Raw genomic sequence first — 19,458 nt, 5'->3', positions numbered from 1 at the left:
TATTCACGTTTCCTTTCAGCTTTCTGCACAATTCCACTCCATCCATCTTTGGCATCATCACATCGCTGAGGATCAGGTCGGGAATAGTTTTAACAGCCAGTTTATATCCTTCTTCACCATCGCCTGCTTCCAATACCTGATAGAAAGGCTGCAGGGTTTCTTTGATAAATAAACGCACATCCTCATTGTCTTCTATAATAAGAACCAAAGGTGCTTCCGGATCGTCGTTAGCAGTAGCAAGGTCCGGCGATGCTATTAATTCCCCGTTATCAATTATTGGAATTACTGATTTTTTATCATCATTGAAAGCAGTCCCGGTGATCGTAACTTCTTCATAATCTGCCAAAAGAACAGGAAGGCGAACGGTAAAGCAACTGCCATGACCGGGCTGGCTTTCCACTTTAATCTCTCCTGAATATAATTCAACAAGTTCCCTGACCAGGGAAAGCCCAATGCCGGTGCCTTCCTGCTCCCGGGTATGGGAGGTGTCGGCCTGGTAAAACCTATCGAAAATCCTGTCAAGCTGGTCCCGGGGTATGCCTACACCACTGTCCTCGACGCTTAATTCTAATATTCTGGCAGTTGATGTTGGCGCTGTGGAGCTGAAAAAGTCGGGAAGTGATTTTTTATCAGCAGTTTCAATGAGGGCTGTTATGGTTATTTTTCCTTCCGGTTTGGTAAATTTAAAGGCATTTGAAAGCAGATTGGTAATTATCTTCTCCAGCTTATCCGCATCAAAATATACTACCGGATGTTCGTGAGGATATTTAAAATGATATTGTATTTTTTTTGTTTCAGCATGTGAAGTAAAAGAAAAAATCATCGCTTTTAAAAAGGCAATAAGGTCGGCTGGTTTTAAATCCAGTTTCATACTGCCCGCTTCCAGCTTGGAAAGATCCAGTAAATGGTTGATCAACTGCTGCAGGCGCCGGGCATTCCTATGCATCATCTGGTAAGCAGGTTGATCCGGGTGATCTTTCGGAGAGCGGGTCAGGAATTTATCGAGGTGGCCAAGGATCAAGGTGAGCGGTGTGCGGAATTCATGGGATATATTGGCAAAGAAGCGGGATTTAAGATGATCGATCTCATGCATTTTCTCTGACTCCAGTTTTTGAATCTTAAGCTCATGCATCATCCGCTCCCTGTTTACGGTATACTGTCTCAAGCCAAATAAGAAGCAAATTATTAATACTCCATATAAGCTATAAGCCCACCAGGTGTGCCACCAGGGGGGCCGAACCAAAAAAGAATAACTCAACTCATTGCTCCACAGACCCTCACCGTTCATGGCTTTTACCTTAAAAATGTATTTACCGTGTGGAAGATTGGCATAAGTTGCCTCACTGCGATTGGTTAGGGAACTCCAATTTTGATCCAGACCTTCCAGTTTATATTGATATTTTACTTTTTTGGGTGATTGAATAGAAATCCCTACATATTGAATGGTGATATTATTGTTGTCGTAAGGCAGGCTTAAATGCTCAGGTACTCCGTTCCATCTGCTTAGGCTATCAAAATAAATGTCATGAACAAGCACCCCATTACCTAACATTAAACTTGTATCTTTAACTTCCTCTTGATTACTGTGGAGACTCATGTCGGAGGTGGATATAAAGTTTTGCCAGGGGATGTTTTCATTAAATAGTGTAAGGCCGGTAATTTGTATGTTCGGAGCGGTGGTATTCCTTGTTTCCTCATCAGGATGAAAGGCAGTTAACATTTCGTCAGCACCAATCCAAATGGTGCCATCCTGCGTTTGAAGAATAGTTTTACCAAAATTTACCCCAATGCCTAAAAAACCATCTTCGTAGGTATAGTTTTTAAACAAAATACCGGCTTCTTTGTGGTTAACGATGGATATCTTATTTCTATCTAGCTTACTTAAGCCAAAGGGGGTACCAAACCAAAGATTGCCGTTTTTATCTTCCGAAATAATCTTAACATCATTGTTGATCAGCCCTTCCTGTTCAGTAAAATAGGTGAAATTTTTGCCATCATATTTACTCACACCCCCTTCAGTACCAACCCAAAGGTTACCGCTTTTATCTTCCAATATACTCCTGACAAAGTTATTGCTCAAGCCCTCCTTTTCAGTAAAATGGGTGAAATTTTTGCCGTCATATTTAGTCACCCCGCCAGCCGATCCAAACCAAAGGTTGCCGCTTTTATCTTCCAAAATACTCAAACATAAAAAAAAGTTGTGGCTAAGGCCTTCCTTCTCTGTAAAACGAGTAAAATTAATACCATCATATTTACTCACCCCACCAACCGTACCAAACCAAAGATTGCCGTTTTTATCTTCCAGCATGCTCTTGACATCATTGTTGCCCAAACCTTCCTTTTCGGTAAAATGTGTAAAAGTTCTACCATCATATTTACTCACACCGGAAAAAGTGCCAAACCAAAGATCTCCCCATTTATCTTGAAGCATGCTCCAAACAACATTGTTTATCAGGCCTTGATCCTTGGTAAAATGAACAAAATTTTTACCATCGAATTTAGCCACACCTCGATGGCGGGTACTGAACCAGAGGTTTGCATTTTTATCTTCCAATATACTCCAAACATCAATATAGTCTAAGCCATCCATATCTGTAAAATGGGAAAAAATTTGCCCATTGTATTTGGTCAACCCGCCAACAGTACCAAACCAAAGATGGCCATTTTTATCTTCCAATATACTCCAGACATTATTTTGGCTTAAACCCTCTTTTTCAGTAAAATGTATAAAACTTTGGCCATTAAATTTACTCACCCCGCCACCCTCAGTACAAAACCATAAATTGCCGTTATTATCTTCCAGGATACTCTTGACATATTCATTACTTAAGCCCTCTTTTTCAGTAAAATGGGTAAAGCTTTGGCCATCGAATTTATTCACCCCGCCGTCTGTACCAAACCAAAGATTGCCACTTTTATCTTCCAGAATACTGAAAACACTGTTACTGCTCAAGCCTTCTTTTTCGGTGAAATGAATAAAGCTTTGGCCATTGTATTTAGTCACTCCGCCGCTTGTACCAAACCATAGGTTACCCTTTTTATCTTCCAAAATACTGTGAATCATGTTGCTACTCAGGCCTTCCTTTTCAGTAAAATGGGTAAAACTTTTGCCATCGTATTTGTTCACACCGCCACCTACTGTACCGAACCAAATATTGCCACTTTTATCTTCCATTATACACCTTACATTATTATTGTTCAGGCCATTCTTTATATTATAATGCGTGAAATTTTTGCCATCATACTTACTCACACCTCCTCCTTGTGTGGCGAACCATATATTGCCTTTTTTATCTTCCAAAATACTCCAAATAAAATTCCAACTCAGGCCCTCCTTTATAGTAAAATGGGTAAAATTTTTACCATCGTATTTACTTACCCCTCCACCATTGGTTCCGATCCAAAGGTTACCTATTTTATCTTGCAGCAGGCAATAGATTTCGTTATGTTTTAATCCCTGCAATTTGCTAAAAAAGCTAAAACTGTGAGGGTTTTGTTCTTTGGTTTGGGCCTCTTTGGCTATAACCACTTCAGGAATTCCGGCTATAAATGGGCTATCTATCGCGGGTACTATTGGAGGAAGAGAGAAACCATCTTTACCGGGCGTACATACCCTGGGCACTCCGGCAACCACTACTTTAGGAATGCCGGCAGGATATACATTGGAACTGGCGGGTATAACCTTAGGTGTTCCGGCATGCACCACTTTGGGCTTTCCGGCAGGTATAACTTTGGGAGGGGATATTTGGTCCTTTGGAACCACATAGCCCCTGGCTTCTACTACCTTTGGGGCAAAAGTATCTGGATAGGATGGTTCCTTTTTTGAATTACAGGCGAAAAGGAACATCAGCGTGGCTGTGACAAAGATATTCTGTATATTCATGATCTCAATTTTCAATAGATCGGCAAATTGACAAATCCCAGATCCTACACATTTCTATACCTTGTTCTGTCTGTCGAATTTTTTCAGTTACTTTGGCTTGTATTCTTCCTCTTAAATGCAATTTACTTTTTAGATTTTTTTTATAAAAGGTCTTGATTCAGAGGTTATTGGCCCTAGCCATTAGTAAAAAAAGGTAGTAAATAATTCTTATTATCACTAAAAAAATTTCAAGAATTATTAATGTTAAATAACATCGAAATCCTTTTTACTAACCTTAACCTACTAATGATTGAAAAGAGGAAATCTTATTAATTATTTAATTACCAGGACCACTGGCATTAATTATTTTAAATGGCTTGTTTGAACGGGTAGTCTGACCATCAAAATGTAAGCTGATGGTGTATTCTCCGGGATTTAAATTTTGAGGTAGCCGAATCAACACCATTCCAGTATGGGGAACCTGAACAACTTCTGAAGCCCAACCGGTTTCAGTTTCATTTGCACCAGGATAATTAAATGTGACATAATTATCTGTAATGGATGCGCCAAAATTTTCACCATATATAGCTATTTCCGATCCACTTATTGCTGATACAGGATTGAAGGAGGAAATACTAATTGGTTTAAGGGTTTGGGACATATTAGATTCAGGAGTGAAAATTGGTTCTCCGGTCATTTCTTCACAAGCACTTATTAATAGTGTGAAGAAGGCAAGGGCGAGAATTAGTTGCTTTTTCATAGTGGTATAATTTTAAGTTGTTGATAATTTTAATTTTTTTCTGATGAAGTAAAATTAGGTCCAAATTGCCTGCAGGGGCTAGTAGGCTTATTCCCAATTCTGGTAAGTTTGGGTCTGTTATTAGGGAGCTAAAGGAGGAAAAGGAGTAGGGATAGGATTATTATTCCAATTACCGGTAAATTGGATGCAACAATTGATTTATTGTTGGGATTTAGGAAATTTTAAAAATCACTTCACCACTGGAAAAATCCGGCTCGTAATATGTTCTTTTTAGAAAATCAGAGACAAGGTTCTTATGAAACTCCTCTGATTCCTATTGATTTGGTCTAACAATCTGATCAGATTTCCTTTAAAGACCTCAATTTGGATTCTTACAGGTTTTACTTTTAAAAATGCCTTGTTTAAAGCCTGTCTGGGTTTGAGAAACTGGTTGTTAATCAGGGGATTTTCAATTTTTAAAAACTTCTTTCAAGATGCCTCTTTTACCAAAAAAAAACAACCCGTTTTTCCTTTCCTGATTCCAGAATCATATTTCAAACTTCCACAGATCAACTGCTTTTTAATCACAAACAATTTTTCTAATACTCCTTCACCCTTCTGACTTTCCTCAGGGGATTCCCCGAAATTCTACGGGGCAGGCTTTCACTTCGCTGAAAGGTTACAGACAATTTAAGATTTAACCTAAGCTCGTTCAGAATGACGATACAATCTACCTTCTACCCTCTAAAATCTACCTTCACCCTCTCCAAACTCAATCCAAAGCTGCTTCCCAAAATATATCCTTTCCTCTTCCACATTGAGATTGGAGATGCCGATGCCAAATAGGCGGACGGGAGATTTCAGTTCTTCTTGGGTTAAGAGATCCATTACCGTCTCCCAGATCTTTTGTTCCTCGGGATATTGCTCGAAGGTTTTGCTCCGGGTTTGGACGGTGAAATCGTGGTATTTGATTTTTAGGGTGACAGTTCTTCCTTTTACCCCACTGCGTTTGATACGTCGTTTGAGTTCCTCAAAAATGTCTGTCAAGGCACTTATCCATTGTTCTTCTTTGGCCAGATCAGTTTCAAAAGTGTTTTCGGCACTAAGGGATTTTCTTAACCTGTTAGGTTGCACTTCACTTAGATGAATGCCCCTAACAATATTGAAAAAGTGCAGACCGGACTTTCCGAAACGTTTGGTCAGGAATTGTAAAGAATACTGTTTAAGGTCAAAACCATTGTGGATGCTCAATTCCTTCATTTTTTCGGCGGTCACTTTTCCAATACCAAAAAACTTTTCAATGGGCAATTTCTCCAAAAATGCCTCAGCATCTTTGGGCAATATTACGGCCTGTCCATTGGGTTTGTTGATATCGGAAGCTGTCTTTGCCAGAAACTTGTTGTAGGATATGCCCGCTGAAGCATTCAATCCGACTTCCTCTTTGATTCGCTTACGGATTTCCAGGGCAATTAAGGTAGCTGAGGGATTGTTCACTTTGTTTTCGGTCACATCCAAAAATGCCTCGTCAAGCGAAAGTGGTTCTACCAATTCAGTATAGTCGTAAAAAATATCCCTGATCTGATTGGATATCTCTTTATAGCGCTCAAACCTCGGTCTGACAAAAACCAATTGGGGACACTTCAGTGCAGCCATCTTACCGGACATCGCAGATCGAACCCCAAACTTTCTGGCCTCATACGAAGCGGCTGCCACCACTCCCCTTTCCTGATTGCCTCCCACTGCCAAAGGTTTGCCACGGAATTCGGGATTATCCATTTGCTCCACAGAAGCATAGAATGCATCCATATCCACATGAATGATTTTCCTGGTTCTTTCATCCATCACTTTTCCATCCTTTCAATTTCCTTGCAATACTTCCACGATGGCAGAGGCTTTTAATAAACACTCTTCGTATTCATAGGCGGCATCCGCATCATAGGTGATGGCAGAACCCACTGCAAAATAACCTTTTTTAGATTCCTTGTCGAAAATAATGCTTCTGATGATCACGCATAAATCAAAATCTCCCGCTGCATCAATATACCCCAAGGTACCCGAAAACCATCCCCTTTTAAAATCTTCATATTGATCGATCAACTCCATGCATTTGATTTTCGGCGCACCAGTCATACTTCCCATCGGAAAGGTGGCATGAATGATTTCCAATAGGCTTTTATTTTCAGAAATGGTAGAGGACACAGTCGATATCATCTGATGCACCCTCGAAAAGGGATATACTCCAAACAGTTCCTCCACTTTAACCGAACCGGTAAAGGAAATTTTACTCATGTCATTGCGCATCAGATCAACTATCATCAAGTTTTCTGCCCGCTCCTTTTCAGAGTTCCACAATTTCTCTTTGAGCAGGGCATCTTCCAACTCATTTTTACCACGCTTTATGGTGCCCTTAATCGGTTGGGCAATTAGCTTATCGCCAGATTTTTTTAGAAACCGCTCCGGTGAAGCACAGAGCAGGTATTTGGATTCTGATTTAAAAAATGCAGAAAAAGGCATGGGAGATTTTTCCATCAGATCAAAAAATCCCTCAATTGGATTCCATGCTTTGCCTCCAAACTTAAATCCCATACAATAATTCAGTTCGTACATGTCCCCTTCGACAATGTTGTTTTGGATGGCTTTTACATTTTCAAAATAGGAATTCCGGGTGGTAAGGGCAGTGATTTCAAATGAAGGATTTTTATCGGGATTTGGGTTGAAATCGCATATTTCTTCAAAAATTCTTTGCGGATCAGTATGATGGATTTTAACCTGATCATCAAGTATCTCTATCTTAATTTCAGGAATAAAAAAAACTGATTCAGGACAATTCAAGAGTGATGGATTAATGCTTTGGAGTTTTTCAATTTTGTTTTTGTAATCATAGGATAGCATGGCAGCCATTTCTTTTTTACCGAACCATTGGTTTGCAGTTTCCAATTCAAATGCTTGGTGGGCCGCCAAAAAAAGTCGTTGAAAACCGCCATTGGGGTACTCAATGTTCTTATTATCAAAAAAACCAACATATGGATAATGATAGTCTGCCCAGTAAATTAATTGCCGGACAAATTGATGATTCAATGACAACTGAAACCCCTTCATGATAGGCATACCTCAAAATTAACTTTAAGACACAAAAAAAAGGAAATCTTTCGACTTCCCTTTTGGAAACAAACATTAAAATGTTGGCTTAGTTGGCTTTGATGTCAAATTCAATACTTACTGTGTTATAAATAAACTGATCTTTAGCTTTGTCAACGGCATTACTTTCATCATTGTAGGACAAACCCCATTCCGTTCTGTCAATATTAAAACCTGCTTTGGCACTCACGGTTCCATCTGTTACAGAGACATAAGCTGGAAATTGGATATTTTTAGTAGTCCCTCTCATGGTCAGGTTACCCGAAACCAAATGGGTTGGATTTTCAGGTGCTACTTCTGAATCACTTTTTGGGGTGTTTTCAGTTTCAAATTCATCTTTATCTTCAATAGTTTCGGCCACAAAGGGCTCAACGCCAGTCATTTCAAATATTGCTTCCGGATGGTTGCCCGCATCAAAGAAATCATCTGATTGCAAATGACCCCAAAGTTTAGGATAGTTTTCGTTTGACTCCTCCATATCCTGGATTTTCAGGCCTGTGATATCAAAAACAATTCTGGCACCTTTTAGCTCGCTGCCTTCAACTACTACTTCTCCATCAGTTACCGGGATATACCCGTAATGTTGTCCTGTTGGTTTGTATCCTCTCCAATCGATTTTGCTTGTTGATGCATCAATCGACAATGTTGAACCTGATACCTCTTCTACTTCTTGGGCATCACTTACTTCTACTGTGTCTCCCGGTTTATTGCAGGAAGCCATGATTAAGGCTGCAGCAAATAACAAACCTGTACTTTTTAATAAATTCATAATGTTGATAATTTGGTTTCTGAAATTGTATGTATATACATGAAAACTATTTAAGCATGAAAAAGTTCATGTTTGTTTAAAAAAAAATAATTTTGAACTCAATAATATTTCAAATTACATCTAACCAATTTAGAATAAATGGCTTTAATTAAGAGTGTAAGAGGATTTTCACCTGAATTTGGAGAAAATTGTTGGTTGGCAGATAATGCTACCGTAATCGGTGATGTTGTAATGGGCAAAAACTGTACAGTATGGTTCAATGCCGTAGTTAGGGGTGATGTCCATCAGATACGGATCGGAGATGACAGCAATATTCAGGACGGGGCAGTCATTCATGGAACATACCAAAAAACAGGAACCTATATAGGCAATAAAGTATCCATAGCCCATAATGCTGTGGTCCATGGCTGTACCATTCATGACAATGTTTTAATAGGTATGGGTGCCATAGTGATGGACAAGGCCGTAATACATTCAGGCGCTGTGATAGCAGCTGGAGCTATCATACTTGCAGGAACAGTTGTGGAAGCCAACAGTATCTATGCCGGCATGCCGGCCAAAAAGATCAAAGATACCGGACCTGAAATGCTTGAGGTCATTGAACGAACCGCCAAAAACTATCCCATGTATGCTGAATGGTTTAAGGAATAAATAAAATTCTTTGTTGATATTTTTTGCGAATCAGCAAAAGCCCCCTATTTTTAGTAAGATTAGAAAATGGAATTTTATGAAAGAAGAATATTTCAAATGGTACTCTCCCCATCTTCATCGGGATGTTGAGATGTTGGTTTTTGGACATGCAGGTTACCCGGTGCTATTATATCCCACCTCAATGGGTTCCTTTCACGAAAACCGGGATATGGGACTCATTGGGTCTGCCAGTTGGTTTATCGACCAGGGGTTGGTACAGATATTTTGTCCTGAAAGCAATGACAAAAACAGCTTTTACAATAAACATATTCACCCGCATCAAAGGATTCAGAACCATGTTGCCTATGACAAAATGATCTGTCATGATATAGTTGAAAAGGTCCGGAAAAATACCGGAGTTGGAAAAGTGGTTGTCGCAGGATGCAGTTTTGGTGGATATCACGCTGCCAACTTTGCTTTCAAACATCCCGGATATGTCAGCCATATCTTTTCCCTGTCCGGAGCATTTGAAATCCGTAATTTTATGGATGGTTACATCCATGAGGATATATTTTATAATTCCCCACTTGAGTTTTTACCCGGTCTCCAGGATGCTGAGCTATGGAAAATGGATATTGTATTGGGAACTTCCAATTGGGACATCTGCTTCGATGCCAACATCAAGTTGAGTGATACTTTAGAAGGAAAAAGGGTCAGACATTGGCTGGATGTAAGAAAAGACAGACACCACGATTGGCCTTTGTGGAAAGAAATGTTCCCACACTATTTATCAAGAATCAAATTTACCTAATTAAAACACGAACAGTTTATGAAAAAAATAGGAATTTTATTTGGCATGGAAGACACTTTTCCCCATGCATTTGTCGAAAGGGTCAATGAAAAGAAAGAGAAAGACATCATCGCCGAACCGGTGTTGATAGACAAAGTTGTGCAGAACCGTTTGACGGATTATGCTGTCATTATTGATAGAATTTCCCAGGATGTTCCTTTCTACCGTGCATATCTTAAAAACGCAGCTTTAACAGGTACTGCCGTTATTAACAACCCTTTTTGGTGGAGTGCTGACGACAAATTTTTTAATAACTGTCTCGCAGACCAGTTGGGAGTTCCTCTACCCAACACTGTGATTCTACCATCCTCGGAACATCCCACAGATACCACTGGAAAATCATTCAGAAACCTGAAAATGCCATTAGACTGGCAATCAATATTTGATTACATTGGGTTTCCTGCTTACATGAAACCCTATGCGGGAGGTGGATGGAAGAACGTCTATCGACTTGAAAACAAGGAGGAATTTTATGCCAAGCATAAAGAGACCGGTCAACTGGTCATGCTGCTTCAGGAAGAGATCAAATTCACAGATTATTTTAGGGTATATTGTTTGGGAGGTAAAGCCGTCCGTATCATGCAGTATGAGCCAAGAAATCCCCATCACCTCCGATACGTTATTGATGGGCCTCCAGCTTCCAAAAAACTGCTTGCTACTGTCAAAGACTATACTTTAAAGCTTTGCCATGGATTAGGTTATGATTTCAATACGGTGGAATTTGCTGTAAGGGACGGTGTTCCTTATGCCATTGACTTTGGCAATCCTGCACCTGACGCTGATGTCAATTCAGTGGGTCAGGCCAATTTTGATTGGGTGGTAGAGGAATCAGCCAAAATGGCAATAGCATACGCCAAAGCCCAAATACCTGGTCAGGTCAACCTCACTTGGGGTACATTTATGAAAGATGCAGTCAGCACAGCAAAAAGATTTTAAGATATGAGAAAGTTACCCGTTTTTACTTTAGGCGTTGAAGAAGAATACCAGATCATTGACCCGGACACCAGAGACCTGAGATCTCATATGTCCAAAATAGTGGATGGTGCCAAAATCATTTTAAAAGAACAGGTCAAGTCAGAGATGCACCAATCTGTGGTAGAAGTTGGTACCAATATCTGCCAGAATGTTTCGGATGCCAGAAAGGAGGTTTCATTTCTAAGAAAGAAAATTGTGGACCTTGCAGCAGAGCAGAATCTGATTGTTGGGGCTGCGGGTACCCACCCATTCTCAAAATGGCAGGATCAGCCCATTACCGATGACCCGCGGTACGACATGATTGTCAAAGAACTTCAGGATACAGCAAGGTCAAATCTGATTTTCGGACTTCATGTTCATGTGGGAATCGAAAACCGCGAAACAGCCCTGCATATCATGAATCAGGCCTGTTATTTCCTGCCCCATATCTATGCCCTTTCCACCAATTCCCCTTTCTGGGAAGGACGTGAAACAGGTTTCAAAGCCTACAGGGCACATATTTTTGCCAAATTCCCAAGAACCGGACTTCCCGAGTATTTTGACTCTGTCCAGGCTTATGATAATTTCCTGGAAACTTTGGTAAAAACAAATTGTATCGACAACCCCAAAAAAATCTGGTGGGATCTCAGGATGCATCCCTTCTTCAGTACTATTGAATTCCGGATTTGCGACATGTGCCTGACTGTGGATGAAACCATTTGTATTACCGCCCTGATTCAGGCTGTGGTCGCCAAACTTTACAAAATGTGCATGATGAACACCAGCTTCAATGTGTACAGGATTGCGCTTATCAGAGAAAATAAGTTCCGTGCAGCCCGCTATGGCACTGAAGGCCTGATGATTGATTTTGGTCAAAAGAAAGAAGTGGAATACAAAGCGCTGATGCTCGAGTTGTTGGAATTTGTAGATGATGTAGTCGATGAATTGGGCAGCAGGGAAGAAATCAATTATATCCACAAAATACTGGCAGAAGGTACAGGGGCAGACAGGCAAATTAAAGTCTTTGAAGAATCGGATCATGACTTGATAAAAGTGGTTGATTTCATCACGGGAGAATTCTCCAAAGGGCTTTGAGACAATTAGAATAGTGGTCAGGGCAAACTGTAAAATGAGCCTTTCCTCATTGAATATTTTCCTTCATCCAACCTATCCTTTATATAATTTGCACTTTGTTTATTGTTCATTGGATATTTTCAATTGGAAATTCTAAATTGCGCCCGCTTAGTCAATTAAATCATGCAAGAGAAAATAAAGGTAGCGGTTTTGGATATGTACAATGGCATAACCAATCAGGGGATGCGCTGTATCCACGATATTGTGGGGAGGTTCGGAGATGAACTTTCCATTGAAGTATTTGATGTCAGACAAAAAAACGAAGTTCCGAATTTAGAAGATTATAATCTCTATATCTCATCCGGGGGACCTGGTAATCCTGTTGAGGGAGATGGGATTTGGGACAAAAGTTACTATGGTGTCATTGATGGAATATATAACTGGAACCTCACCCATGAGCGTAAAAAGTATATTTTATTTATCTGTCATTCCTATCAAATGGCCGTTCAGCACTTTGGCTTGGCTGAGGTTACCAAAAGAAAATCTACATCATTTGGAGTAATGACCATCCATAAGACTGAAGCAGGAATGGATGACCCATTATTTCAATATCTGGACAATCCCTTTTGGGCCATAGATTCCCGAGATTATCAGGTGGTGCAGCCACATCATAAGAAATTCAGGGAAATGGGTGCAAAAATCATTGCTTTGGAAAAAATAAGGAGTAATGTGGAATATGAAAGAGCTCTTATGGGAATCCGATTTACCCCTGAGATGGTAGGAACCCAGTTTCATCCTGAAGCAGACCCTGTGGGATTTTTACAGCATCTTAAAAAAACTGAAGTACGGGATCAGATCATCGAATCGAGGGGTAGGACAAGATATCTTTCTATGCTTGAGCATATTGTTGAAGAAAATACAATATATAAAACCAATGCCACCCTAATCCCCAACTTTCTGGAACGATCCATACAGAAAATCCGGAAACAGGAAACAATCTTAATTTAATCAATGATTATATGATTCAGAATTACAGAAACCTATTCAATGAAAATTTTTCCGAGGAAAAATACCAGTCTTTTCTCATTGACCTGGCGTCTGATTTTGGTGGTCTTCCTACATTCCGAATCGCTGAATCACCGTTTTTCATTCCCAAAGAACTCAAAGAGCAATTGCTGGAGGGTTCTCAACAGGTCATTGATTTTATCAAAAGGGAGGATTTCAACCAACTGACCCAAAAATCCCTGAACATCAATTTCAATGTTCCCAATCAGGATTCACACACACAGTTTTTGGCCATTGACTTTGGAATCTGTGAAGAAAATGGGAAAATAATTCCAAAACTGATTGAAGTTCAGGGCTTTCCCTCCGTCTTCAATTTCCAGTATAATTTGTATGAAAAGGTAAAAAACGCTTATCCTAATTTATCTGAACTGACCCCATATTTTGAAGGCTTGGATGAAGCCGGCTATCTGAACAAATTCCGTGAGACGGTACTGAACGGACATGAACCCGAAAATGTGGTGTTGTTAGAAATAGAACCTGAAAAGCAAAACACCAAAGTTGATTTTTATTACTGTAAAAAAGATTTGGGAATACCATTTATCTGCGTGACGGATGTCATCAAAAAGGGAAAGCAGCTTTTTTACAAAAATGAAGAAGGTCGGAAAATCCACATCAAAAGAATCTACAACAGGGTAATATTCGATGAACTGAATGCACGTAAAGACCTGAAAATGGAATTTTCTTTTTTGGAGGAATTGGATGTTGAATGGGCCGGTCACCCCAATTGGTTTTACAGGATCAGCAAATTTATCTTGCCTTATCTGGAAGGACCATATTTTATTGAAACCACCCTCTTGAGTGACTTGAAAGAGATTCCCGAAGATTTGGAAAACTACGTTTTGAAACCCCTGTTTTCATTTTCCGGTAGCGGTGTGGTCTATCATGTCAAAAAATCAGATATTGAAGCGGTAACAGAAAAGGACCTTTATATCCTTCAGAAAAAAGTCCATTATCTACCGGTACTAAAAGCCATCGAAGGAGAAGTAAAAGTGGAGGTAAGGATGTTGGCAGTTTGGCCGGAAAAGGATGAAAACCCTACAATCTTGGGCAATCTTGTAAGGTTAAGTCGTGGAGAAATGATAGGTGTCAAGTTCAATAAGGACCGTAACTGGGTCGGGGGAACGATCGGTTTGTTTGAAAAAGAATAGTTCTGATTTGCTGTTTTTTATGTACTTTTATAATACTATAGTATTACTAAAGCTGATAATCTATAGTTAAATAACACTATGGTATCACTTATATCTCCTTCGAAAGCCCAGCAAAAAATAGCTTCAGGAGAAAATTTATTCCAATGGAAGAAATCCTAAATCTCAAGGTAATTAAATATTAGTTGTGATTTTGGATAATGACAGCCATACACTTATCCCAAGACTGCTCTGTCAAAATATTTTATTAATATGACGTTTGCTGAGTTTTGAAAAATTCATTTTATTATTCCAACATAAACTATAATTAAAATAAATAACCGAATTATAGGGGTACACATATAAAAAAACTTTCATTTTCGAATCTTTTTGATAGTTTCGGGCATCGAATTTATTTTCAAAATATTTCTCGCTTTATCCTAAAAAAGCAATGATAATAGGGATTTTAAAAGAACCCAAAGACGAAGCCCGGGTAGCACTTTTACCTGATGCAGTGAAAACTTTGATCAGCTGGAATGTTTCGGTTTGGGTGGAAAACAATGCAGGGGCAAGTGCCTACGCATCAGATGAACTTTACAAAGAAGCCGGTGCAGAAATCCACCAAAGGGCTGAAATTTTTCAACAATCCGATCTGATTCTCGGCATTCAGGCAATTTCTCAGGAAGAAATTGCCAAAATGAAATCCGCAGGAGTCCTGATGGGTCAACTCAATGCTTTGTTCAATCCGGAGCTGACCAACTATTTGGTTCAGGAAAAACGGACCGCATTCAGCATGGAACTGGTTCCAAGAACAACCCGTGCCCAAGCAATGGATGTCCTTTCTTCCATGGCCACTGTGTCCGGATATAAGGCTGTCCTGATGGCTGCGGATCTGCTTCCAAGGTTTTTTCCGATGTTTATGACAGCGGCAGGCAGTATCTCCCCCTCCAGGGTTTTGATCCTAGGTGCGGGGGTTGCAGGCCTTCAGGCTATTGCCACCGCAAGAAGGTTGGGTGCAGCGGTATTTGCATTTGATGTCAGGCAGGCTGCAAAAGAGGAAGTACTTTCTATTGGTGCCAAATTCGTGGATGTGGAAGGCGCCACAGAAGATAAAGGTGCCGGAGGCTATGCAGTCGAACAGTCGGCAGAATACCTTCAAAAACAAAAAGACACCATCCATGAGCATGCCATGAAGGCTGATGTGATCATCACCACAGCACAGATTCCGGGAAGGAAGGCACCACTATTAGTGGAAGAAAGGACTGTTAGGGCCATGAAGCCCGGTTCGGTCATTATCGACTTGGCAGCATCTTCGGGCGGAAATTGCGCCCTGTCCCAACCTGATCAGACAGTAGAGGTCAATGGTGTCAGGATTGTAGGTGTAGGCAACCTCCCCGCCAATATGCCACAGGATGCAAGCAAGATGTACGGAAAAAATTATCTGAACTTTTTGAAACTGATTATAAAAGACGGCAGCTTAAATCTGAATTTTGAGGATGACATCGTAGCAGGTACCTGCGTGTGCCACGATGGAAAGCCCGTCAATTCTAGAATCGTTCAAATGCTAAACACTTAATCATGGAATCATTATTGGAATACTTAGGCAATAACATGGAGATGATATATTTCCTTGTTTTGGCCATTTTATTGGGAGTGGAAGTGATTTCCAATGTCCCTGCCATTTTGCATACCCCACTGATGTCTGGAGCCAATGCCATCCATGGCGTGGTGGTGGTAGGAGCCATCATCGTCATGTTACAGGCTTCCCCCGACAATTATTTGGCACTGTCAGTTGGATTTTTGGCTGTTGTGGTCGGTATGCTTAATGTTATAGGCGGTTTTGTGGTTACAGACCGGATGTTGGAAATGTTCAAGAAAAAACCCAAGAAATCATGAGTCTGAATATATTGGAAATCATTTATTTGATTGCTTCACTCACATTTATTGTGGGATTGAAAATGCTCAGTCACCCTGACACGGCTCGAAAAGGAAACCTCATTGCTGCTGCCGGTATGCTGATTGCAATTGTGGCTACACTGACTTTGTACCAGGAATTTGATTCAGGCAAAGGCCTGAATTACGGCTTGATATTTTTGGGTCTTGCTGTGGGTACCGGCATCGGTACAGTCATGGCCAAGAAAGTGCGGATGACATCCATGCCCCAAATGGTATCCTTCTTCAACGGTATGGGCGGTGCCTGTGCCGCATTGATCGCCATCATAGAATTTCAACATCATCAGCATGCGACTGTAACAGGATTTGACGGAGAATTATTGGTGATGCTTTTGGGACTTTTGATCGGATCTGTGTCTTTTTCAGGTTCTATGATAGCCTACGGCAAATTGGAGGGAAAAATCAAAGACAAAGTCCTTCCGATGAATCAGGCGATCAATATGTTCTTATTGGTTGTGATGGTTGCCCTGATCGGATTCCAATTGTTCAATGGCTCCGATCCAATGTTATTTTACGCCTTACTTGTCATTGCACTCATTTACGGAATTCTGTTTGTAATGCCGATAGGTGGCGCGGATATGCCTGTTGTGATTTCATTGCTCAACTCCTTTACCGGTATGGCAGCAGCATTTGGTGGATTCCTGTACGGCAACAAAGCCATGTTGACCGGTGGTATTTTGGTCGGTTCGGCAGGTACTATACTGACGATTTTGATGTGCAAGGCTATGAATAGATCCTTGACCAATGTACTTTTGGGTGCTTTTGGTGCAGGTGCGACCGGAGCAGCCAAAACGGGGAGTGGAGACGAAACCGTCAGAGAAATAACCATATCCGATACCGCAGTATTACTTTCCTATTCCCAAAGTGTTGTGATAGTTCCAGGATACGGACTGGCCGTAGCCCAAGCCCAACATGTCTGCCACGAACTCGAACAATTGCTTGAAGAAAAAGGTGTAGAAGTGAGTTACGCCATTCACCCTGTTGCAGGTAGAATGCCAGGTCATATGAATGTCCTGTTGGCCGAAGCGGATGTACCTTATGAAAAGCTACAGGAAATGGAAGAGATCAAACCGAGACTTGCCAATACCGATGTAGTGGTAGTGATCGGTGCCAATGATGTGGTCAACCCAGCTGCCAAGAATGACCCCTCCTCTCCTATTTACGGTATGCCGATTTTGGATGTGGATCTGGCCAAAAATGTGATCATCCTCAAAAGAGGTATGGCGGCAGGCTATGCAGGCATTGAAAACGAACTCTTCTTCTATCCCAAAACCAGAATGCTCTTTGGAGATGCCAAGGATTCTTTGCAGAAGTTGGCGGCAGAGGTGAAGGAAGTCTGATAAAGGATAAAGGAGGAGGGATGAAGGATGAAGGCATCGTCATTCTGAACGAGCTTTGGATATCTTTTAATTCACCAAAAACCCTTCAGCGAAGTGAAGAATCTCCAGTGGGAAGGCAGAGGGATGAGGGATGAAGGGAGAATGGGTAGATTTAGATTGGGGGAATGGAGATAAATTGAGAAAGGCAGAAATCAGCGTTATTCTGAGTCCCCAACATTTTAAAAAAACGTTCAAAAAAGAAAAGAAACTTGTTTTCACGCAGCGGCCGCTCACTTTAGCTGCGAGCGCTGCGTGAAATGATTTAAGGGAGCTTGAGGTAAAAAACACTTTCTAATTCATTTTATTTTGATTTTATCAGGTCAATAAAAACAGAATAAGGATAATTGTACCAATTTATGGTCTAATACGACAACATTGATTTAAATGGCTTCATTTTTGGAATTGGGTAGAAAAAAACTTTACCAACAATGAAAAAAATATTTATTTACGCCATTGCGGTCACAATTTTGGCCGGTTCATGTGTTTCTAAAAAGAAATATGTGGAATTACAAAATGATCTGTTCAAAACAGAGGTTACCCTTGCCGATACCAGAACTGAAAAGGAACAGTTAGAAGAGGAAAAAAGAATCCTTGAAGAAAAAATGGGTAAAATCGAAGCCAGGGTTGATGAGTACAATGCCCGAATCAATTCATTAAGGTCTGAAAGTGATGCCAAATTCTCTCTCGATGGAAAGACGCCAATGTCCAACGTCACCAGGGAGAAACTTAAGGCTACATTAACAAATGTAGATCAGGAATTGTTGGCTCAGGCGCAAACTCTGGAAGATTCCATCAATCTTGCCATTGCTTACAACATGAAGAAATCCATTTCTGATGGTTCGCTTGAGCAGGAAGATGATATTCAGATTAATATCGATAAAACCGTGGTCATGATTAACGTTTCTGACAGGTTGCTGTTCAACACCGGTAGTTATCAGGTTTCCCGCAATGCTGATGGTTTGTTGAAAAGACTTGCTGAAGTCATCAATTCCGAGCCTTCTTTAGAGGTTATGATTGAAGGACATACCGATCCAAGGACAATTCAAACTGTAGATCTTCAGGACAATTGGGATCTCAGCGTTAAGAGAGCCACCTCAATTGTCAGGCTTCTTGAGAAAAAGTACAATGTTGCCCCTGAAAAGCTGATTGCAGCCGGAAGAGCAAGTTATATTCCTTTGGTAGATAATGACAGCAAAGACAATATGGCCAAAAACAGAAGGACAAGAATCGTATTGATGCCTGATTTGGATAAGTTTTTTGCAATGATAGAATAAAAATAAGAGGGGGAAATGCGCTTCGCTCCTATCCCCCTCTTATTTTTATTCATATGGTATTTGAATGTCCTTTTTTCAATTTCTTGAAATTATTAAGTAATAGGCCTCTCCTTATCACCTCGAGTTTACAACATTTTGTATATGTTCAAAATAGGTAATGAAATCAGGTTACCCGTCATCCCGAGTAATTAACATTTTGGAAATGTACAGAAAATGTAATGACATTTAGTTACCTGCTAAGCAGCCGTCATCCTGAGTAATTAACATTTTGGAAATGTTCAGAAAAGGAATGACATCAGGTTACCTGTCAGGCAGCCGTCATTCCGAGTCCCCAACATTTTGGAAATGTTCAGAAAAGGTAATGACATCAAGTTGTCCGTCATCCCGAGTCACGAGGGATCTCCAGCGGTACAATTAGACGGTTGAATTACTGGAAAAACTTTAACCTTTTGGGGTCAAAATCATCCTCTTTCTGGTCCTCGTGAGATGCTTCCTGACGTCAGCATGACGGCTGCTCCGATATATGTCATTGGTAGGTACGAGGAATCTCCAGAGGTTCTATTTATGTTCATAATTATCATTTTCTGATCCTCGTGAGATGCTTCTCCACGATAGCCCCGATAGCTATCGGGGGGATCAGCATGACG

15 protein-coding genes are annotated in these 19,458 nt (G+C 40.5%); 10 read left to right on the top strand and 5 right to left on the bottom strand.

The window, feature by feature from the left end:
• The 5 genes from ACEW8O_RS19820 to ACEW8O_RS19795 all read right to left on the bottom strand — a co-directional run.
• The coding region (locus ACEW8O_RS19820) for a two-component regulator propeller domain-containing protein (protein ID WP_373496362.1) at nucleotides 1-3,883 on the bottom strand (3,883 nt) is incomplete at its 3' end.
• Nucleotides 3,884-4,199: 316 nt separating this feature from the next.
• Complete coding sequence (locus ACEW8O_RS19815) at nucleotides 4,200-4,622, bottom strand: IPT/TIG domain-containing protein (protein ID WP_373496361.1); 423 nt, start codon at nucleotides 4,620-4,622, stop codon at nucleotides 4,200-4,202.
• Nucleotides 4,623-5,345: 723 nt separating this feature from the next.
• The gene (gene dinB, locus ACEW8O_RS19805; protein ID WP_373496360.1) at nucleotides 5,346-6,443 is read right to left on the bottom strand and encodes a DNA polymerase IV; all 1,098 of its coding nucleotides are present in this window, start codon (nucleotides 6,441-6,443) and stop codon (nucleotides 5,346-5,348) included.
• A 15-nt stretch (nucleotides 6,444-6,458) separates the two neighbouring features.
• Entirely contained in the window at nucleotides 6,459-7,709 is a 1,251-nt protein-coding gene (locus ACEW8O_RS19800; protein ID WP_373496359.1) for an anthranilate synthase component I family protein, read from the bottom strand.
• Between the two features lie 79 nt (nucleotides 7,710-7,788).
• The gene (locus tag ACEW8O_RS19795; RefSeq protein ID WP_373496358.1) at nucleotides 7,789-8,508 is read right to left on the bottom strand and encodes a YceI family protein; all 720 of its coding nucleotides are present in this window, start codon (nucleotides 8,506-8,508) and stop codon (nucleotides 7,789-7,791) included.
• Between the two features lie 138 nt (nucleotides 8,509-8,646).
• Here ACEW8O_RS19795 and ACEW8O_RS19790 point away from each other — a divergent pair, with 138 nt between their 5' ends.
• The 10 genes from ACEW8O_RS19790 to ACEW8O_RS19745 all read left to right on the top strand — a co-directional run bounded on the left by ACEW8O_RS19790 (nucleotide 8,647) and on the right by ACEW8O_RS19745 (nucleotide 18,811).
• Nucleotides 8,647-9,159, top strand: a complete 513-nt coding sequence (locus tag ACEW8O_RS19790) for a gamma carbonic anhydrase family protein (RefSeq protein WP_373496357.1) — start codon at nucleotides 8,647-8,649, stop codon at nucleotides 9,157-9,159.
• 76 nt (nucleotides 9,160-9,235) lie between these two features.
• Complete coding sequence (locus ACEW8O_RS19785; RefSeq protein WP_373496356.1) at nucleotides 9,236-9,949, top strand: alpha/beta fold hydrolase; 714 nt, start codon at nucleotides 9,236-9,238, stop codon at nucleotides 9,947-9,949.
• 18 nt (nucleotides 9,950-9,967) lie between these two features.
• Nucleotides 9,968-10,924 carry a RimK family alpha-L-glutamate ligase gene (locus ACEW8O_RS19780; RefSeq protein ID WP_373496355.1) on the top strand — a complete coding sequence of 319 codons (957 nt, stop codon included), beginning with the start codon at nucleotides 9,968-9,970 and terminating at the stop codon, nucleotides 10,922-10,924.
• A 3-nt stretch (nucleotides 10,925-10,927) separates the two neighbouring features.
• The gene (locus ACEW8O_RS19775) at nucleotides 10,928-12,037 is read left to right on the top strand and encodes a carboxylate-amine ligase (RefSeq protein WP_373496354.1); all 1,110 of its coding nucleotides are present in this window, start codon (nucleotides 10,928-10,930) and stop codon (nucleotides 12,035-12,037) included.
• Between the two features lie 162 nt (nucleotides 12,038-12,199).
• The gene (locus ACEW8O_RS19770; protein ID WP_373496353.1) at nucleotides 12,200-13,024 is read left to right on the top strand and encodes a type 1 glutamine amidotransferase; all 825 of its coding nucleotides are present in this window, start codon (nucleotides 12,200-12,202) and stop codon (nucleotides 13,022-13,024) included.
• Nucleotides 13,025-13,035: 11 nt separating this feature from the next.
• On the top strand, nucleotides 13,036-14,229 hold the full coding sequence (locus ACEW8O_RS19765) for a hypothetical protein (RefSeq protein WP_373496352.1): 1,194 nt from the start codon (nucleotides 13,036-13,038) through the stop codon (nucleotides 14,227-14,229).
• Nucleotides 14,230-14,656: 427 nt separating this feature from the next.
• Nucleotides 14,657-15,781 (top strand): Re/Si-specific NAD(P)(+) transhydrogenase subunit alpha, encoded by a 1,125-nt coding sequence (locus tag ACEW8O_RS19760; RefSeq protein ID WP_373496351.1) that lies wholly within the window; start codon nucleotides 14,657-14,659, stop codon nucleotides 15,779-15,781.
• Between the two features lie 2 nt (nucleotides 15,782-15,783).
• Nucleotides 15,784-16,101 (top strand): NAD(P) transhydrogenase subunit alpha, encoded by a 318-nt coding sequence (locus ACEW8O_RS19755; protein WP_373496350.1) that lies wholly within the window; start codon nucleotides 15,784-15,786, stop codon nucleotides 16,099-16,101.
• Nucleotides 16,098-17,498, top strand: a complete 1,401-nt coding sequence (locus tag ACEW8O_RS19750) for an NAD(P)(+) transhydrogenase (Re/Si-specific) subunit beta (protein ID WP_373496349.1) — start codon at nucleotides 16,098-16,100, stop codon at nucleotides 17,496-17,498. The genes ACEW8O_RS19755 and ACEW8O_RS19750 overlap by 4 nt, the downstream gene beginning before the upstream one ends.
• A gap of 467 nt (nucleotides 17,499-17,965) precedes the next feature.
• Entirely contained in the window at nucleotides 17,966-18,811 is an 846-nt protein-coding gene (locus ACEW8O_RS19745) for a flagellar motor protein MotB (protein WP_373496348.1), read from the top strand.
• Nucleotides 18,812-19,458: the final 647 nt, after the last annotated feature.

It is taken from the genome of Aquiflexum sp., from assembly GCF_041749095.1.
In the GTDB taxonomy this organism is placed as follows: domain Bacteria; phylum Bacteroidota; class Bacteroidia; order Cytophagales; family Cyclobacteriaceae; genus Aquiflexum.
Note: the sequence above shows the minus strand (reverse complement) of the source record. Positions and strands in the feature narration are given on the sequence as shown.

Coding starts and splice junctions, on each gene's coding strand:
- ACEW8O_RS19765 (WP_373496352.1), top strand. CDS start 13,036: ATGATTCAGAATTACAGAAACCTATTCAATGAAAATTTTTCCGAGGAA.
- ACEW8O_RS19775 (WP_373496354.1), top strand. CDS start 10,928: ATGAGAAAGTTACCCGTTTTTACTTTAGGCGTTGAAGAAGAATACCAG.
- ACEW8O_RS19750 (WP_373496349.1), top strand. CDS start 16,098: ATGAGTCTGAATATATTGGAAATCATTTATTTGATTGCTTCACTCACA.
- ACEW8O_RS19800 (WP_373496359.1), bottom strand. CDS start 7,709: ATGCCTATCATGAAGGGGTTTCAGTTGTCATTGAATCATCAATTTGTC.
- ACEW8O_RS19815 (WP_373496361.1), bottom strand. CDS start 4,622: ATGAAAAAGCAACTAATTCTCGCCCTTGCCTTCTTCACACTATTAATA.
- ACEW8O_RS19780 (WP_373496355.1), top strand. CDS start 9,968: ATGAAAAAAATAGGAATTTTATTTGGCATGGAAGACACTTTTCCCCAT.
- ACEW8O_RS19755 (WP_373496350.1), top strand. CDS start 15,784: ATGGAATCATTATTGGAATACTTAGGCAATAACATGGAGATGATATAT.
- ACEW8O_RS19795 (WP_373496358.1), bottom strand. CDS start 8,508: ATGAATTTATTAAAAAGTACAGGTTTGTTATTTGCTGCAGCCTTAATC.
- ACEW8O_RS19785 (WP_373496356.1), top strand. CDS start 9,236: ATGAAAGAAGAATATTTCAAATGGTACTCTCCCCATCTTCATCGGGAT.
- ACEW8O_RS19745 (WP_373496348.1), top strand. CDS start 17,966: ATGAAAAAAATATTTATTTACGCCATTGCGGTCACAATTTTGGCCGGT.
- ACEW8O_RS19760 (WP_373496351.1), top strand. CDS start 14,657: ATGATAATAGGGATTTTAAAAGAACCCAAAGACGAAGCCCGGGTAGCA.
- dinB (WP_373496360.1), bottom strand. CDS start 6,443: ATGGATGAAAGAACCAGGAAAATCATTCATGTGGATATGGATGCATTC.
- ACEW8O_RS19770 (WP_373496353.1), top strand. CDS start 12,200: ATGCAAGAGAAAATAAAGGTAGCGGTTTTGGATATGTACAATGGCATA.
- ACEW8O_RS19790 (WP_373496357.1), top strand. CDS start 8,647: ATGGCTTTAATTAAGAGTGTAAGAGGATTTTCACCTGAATTTGGAGAA.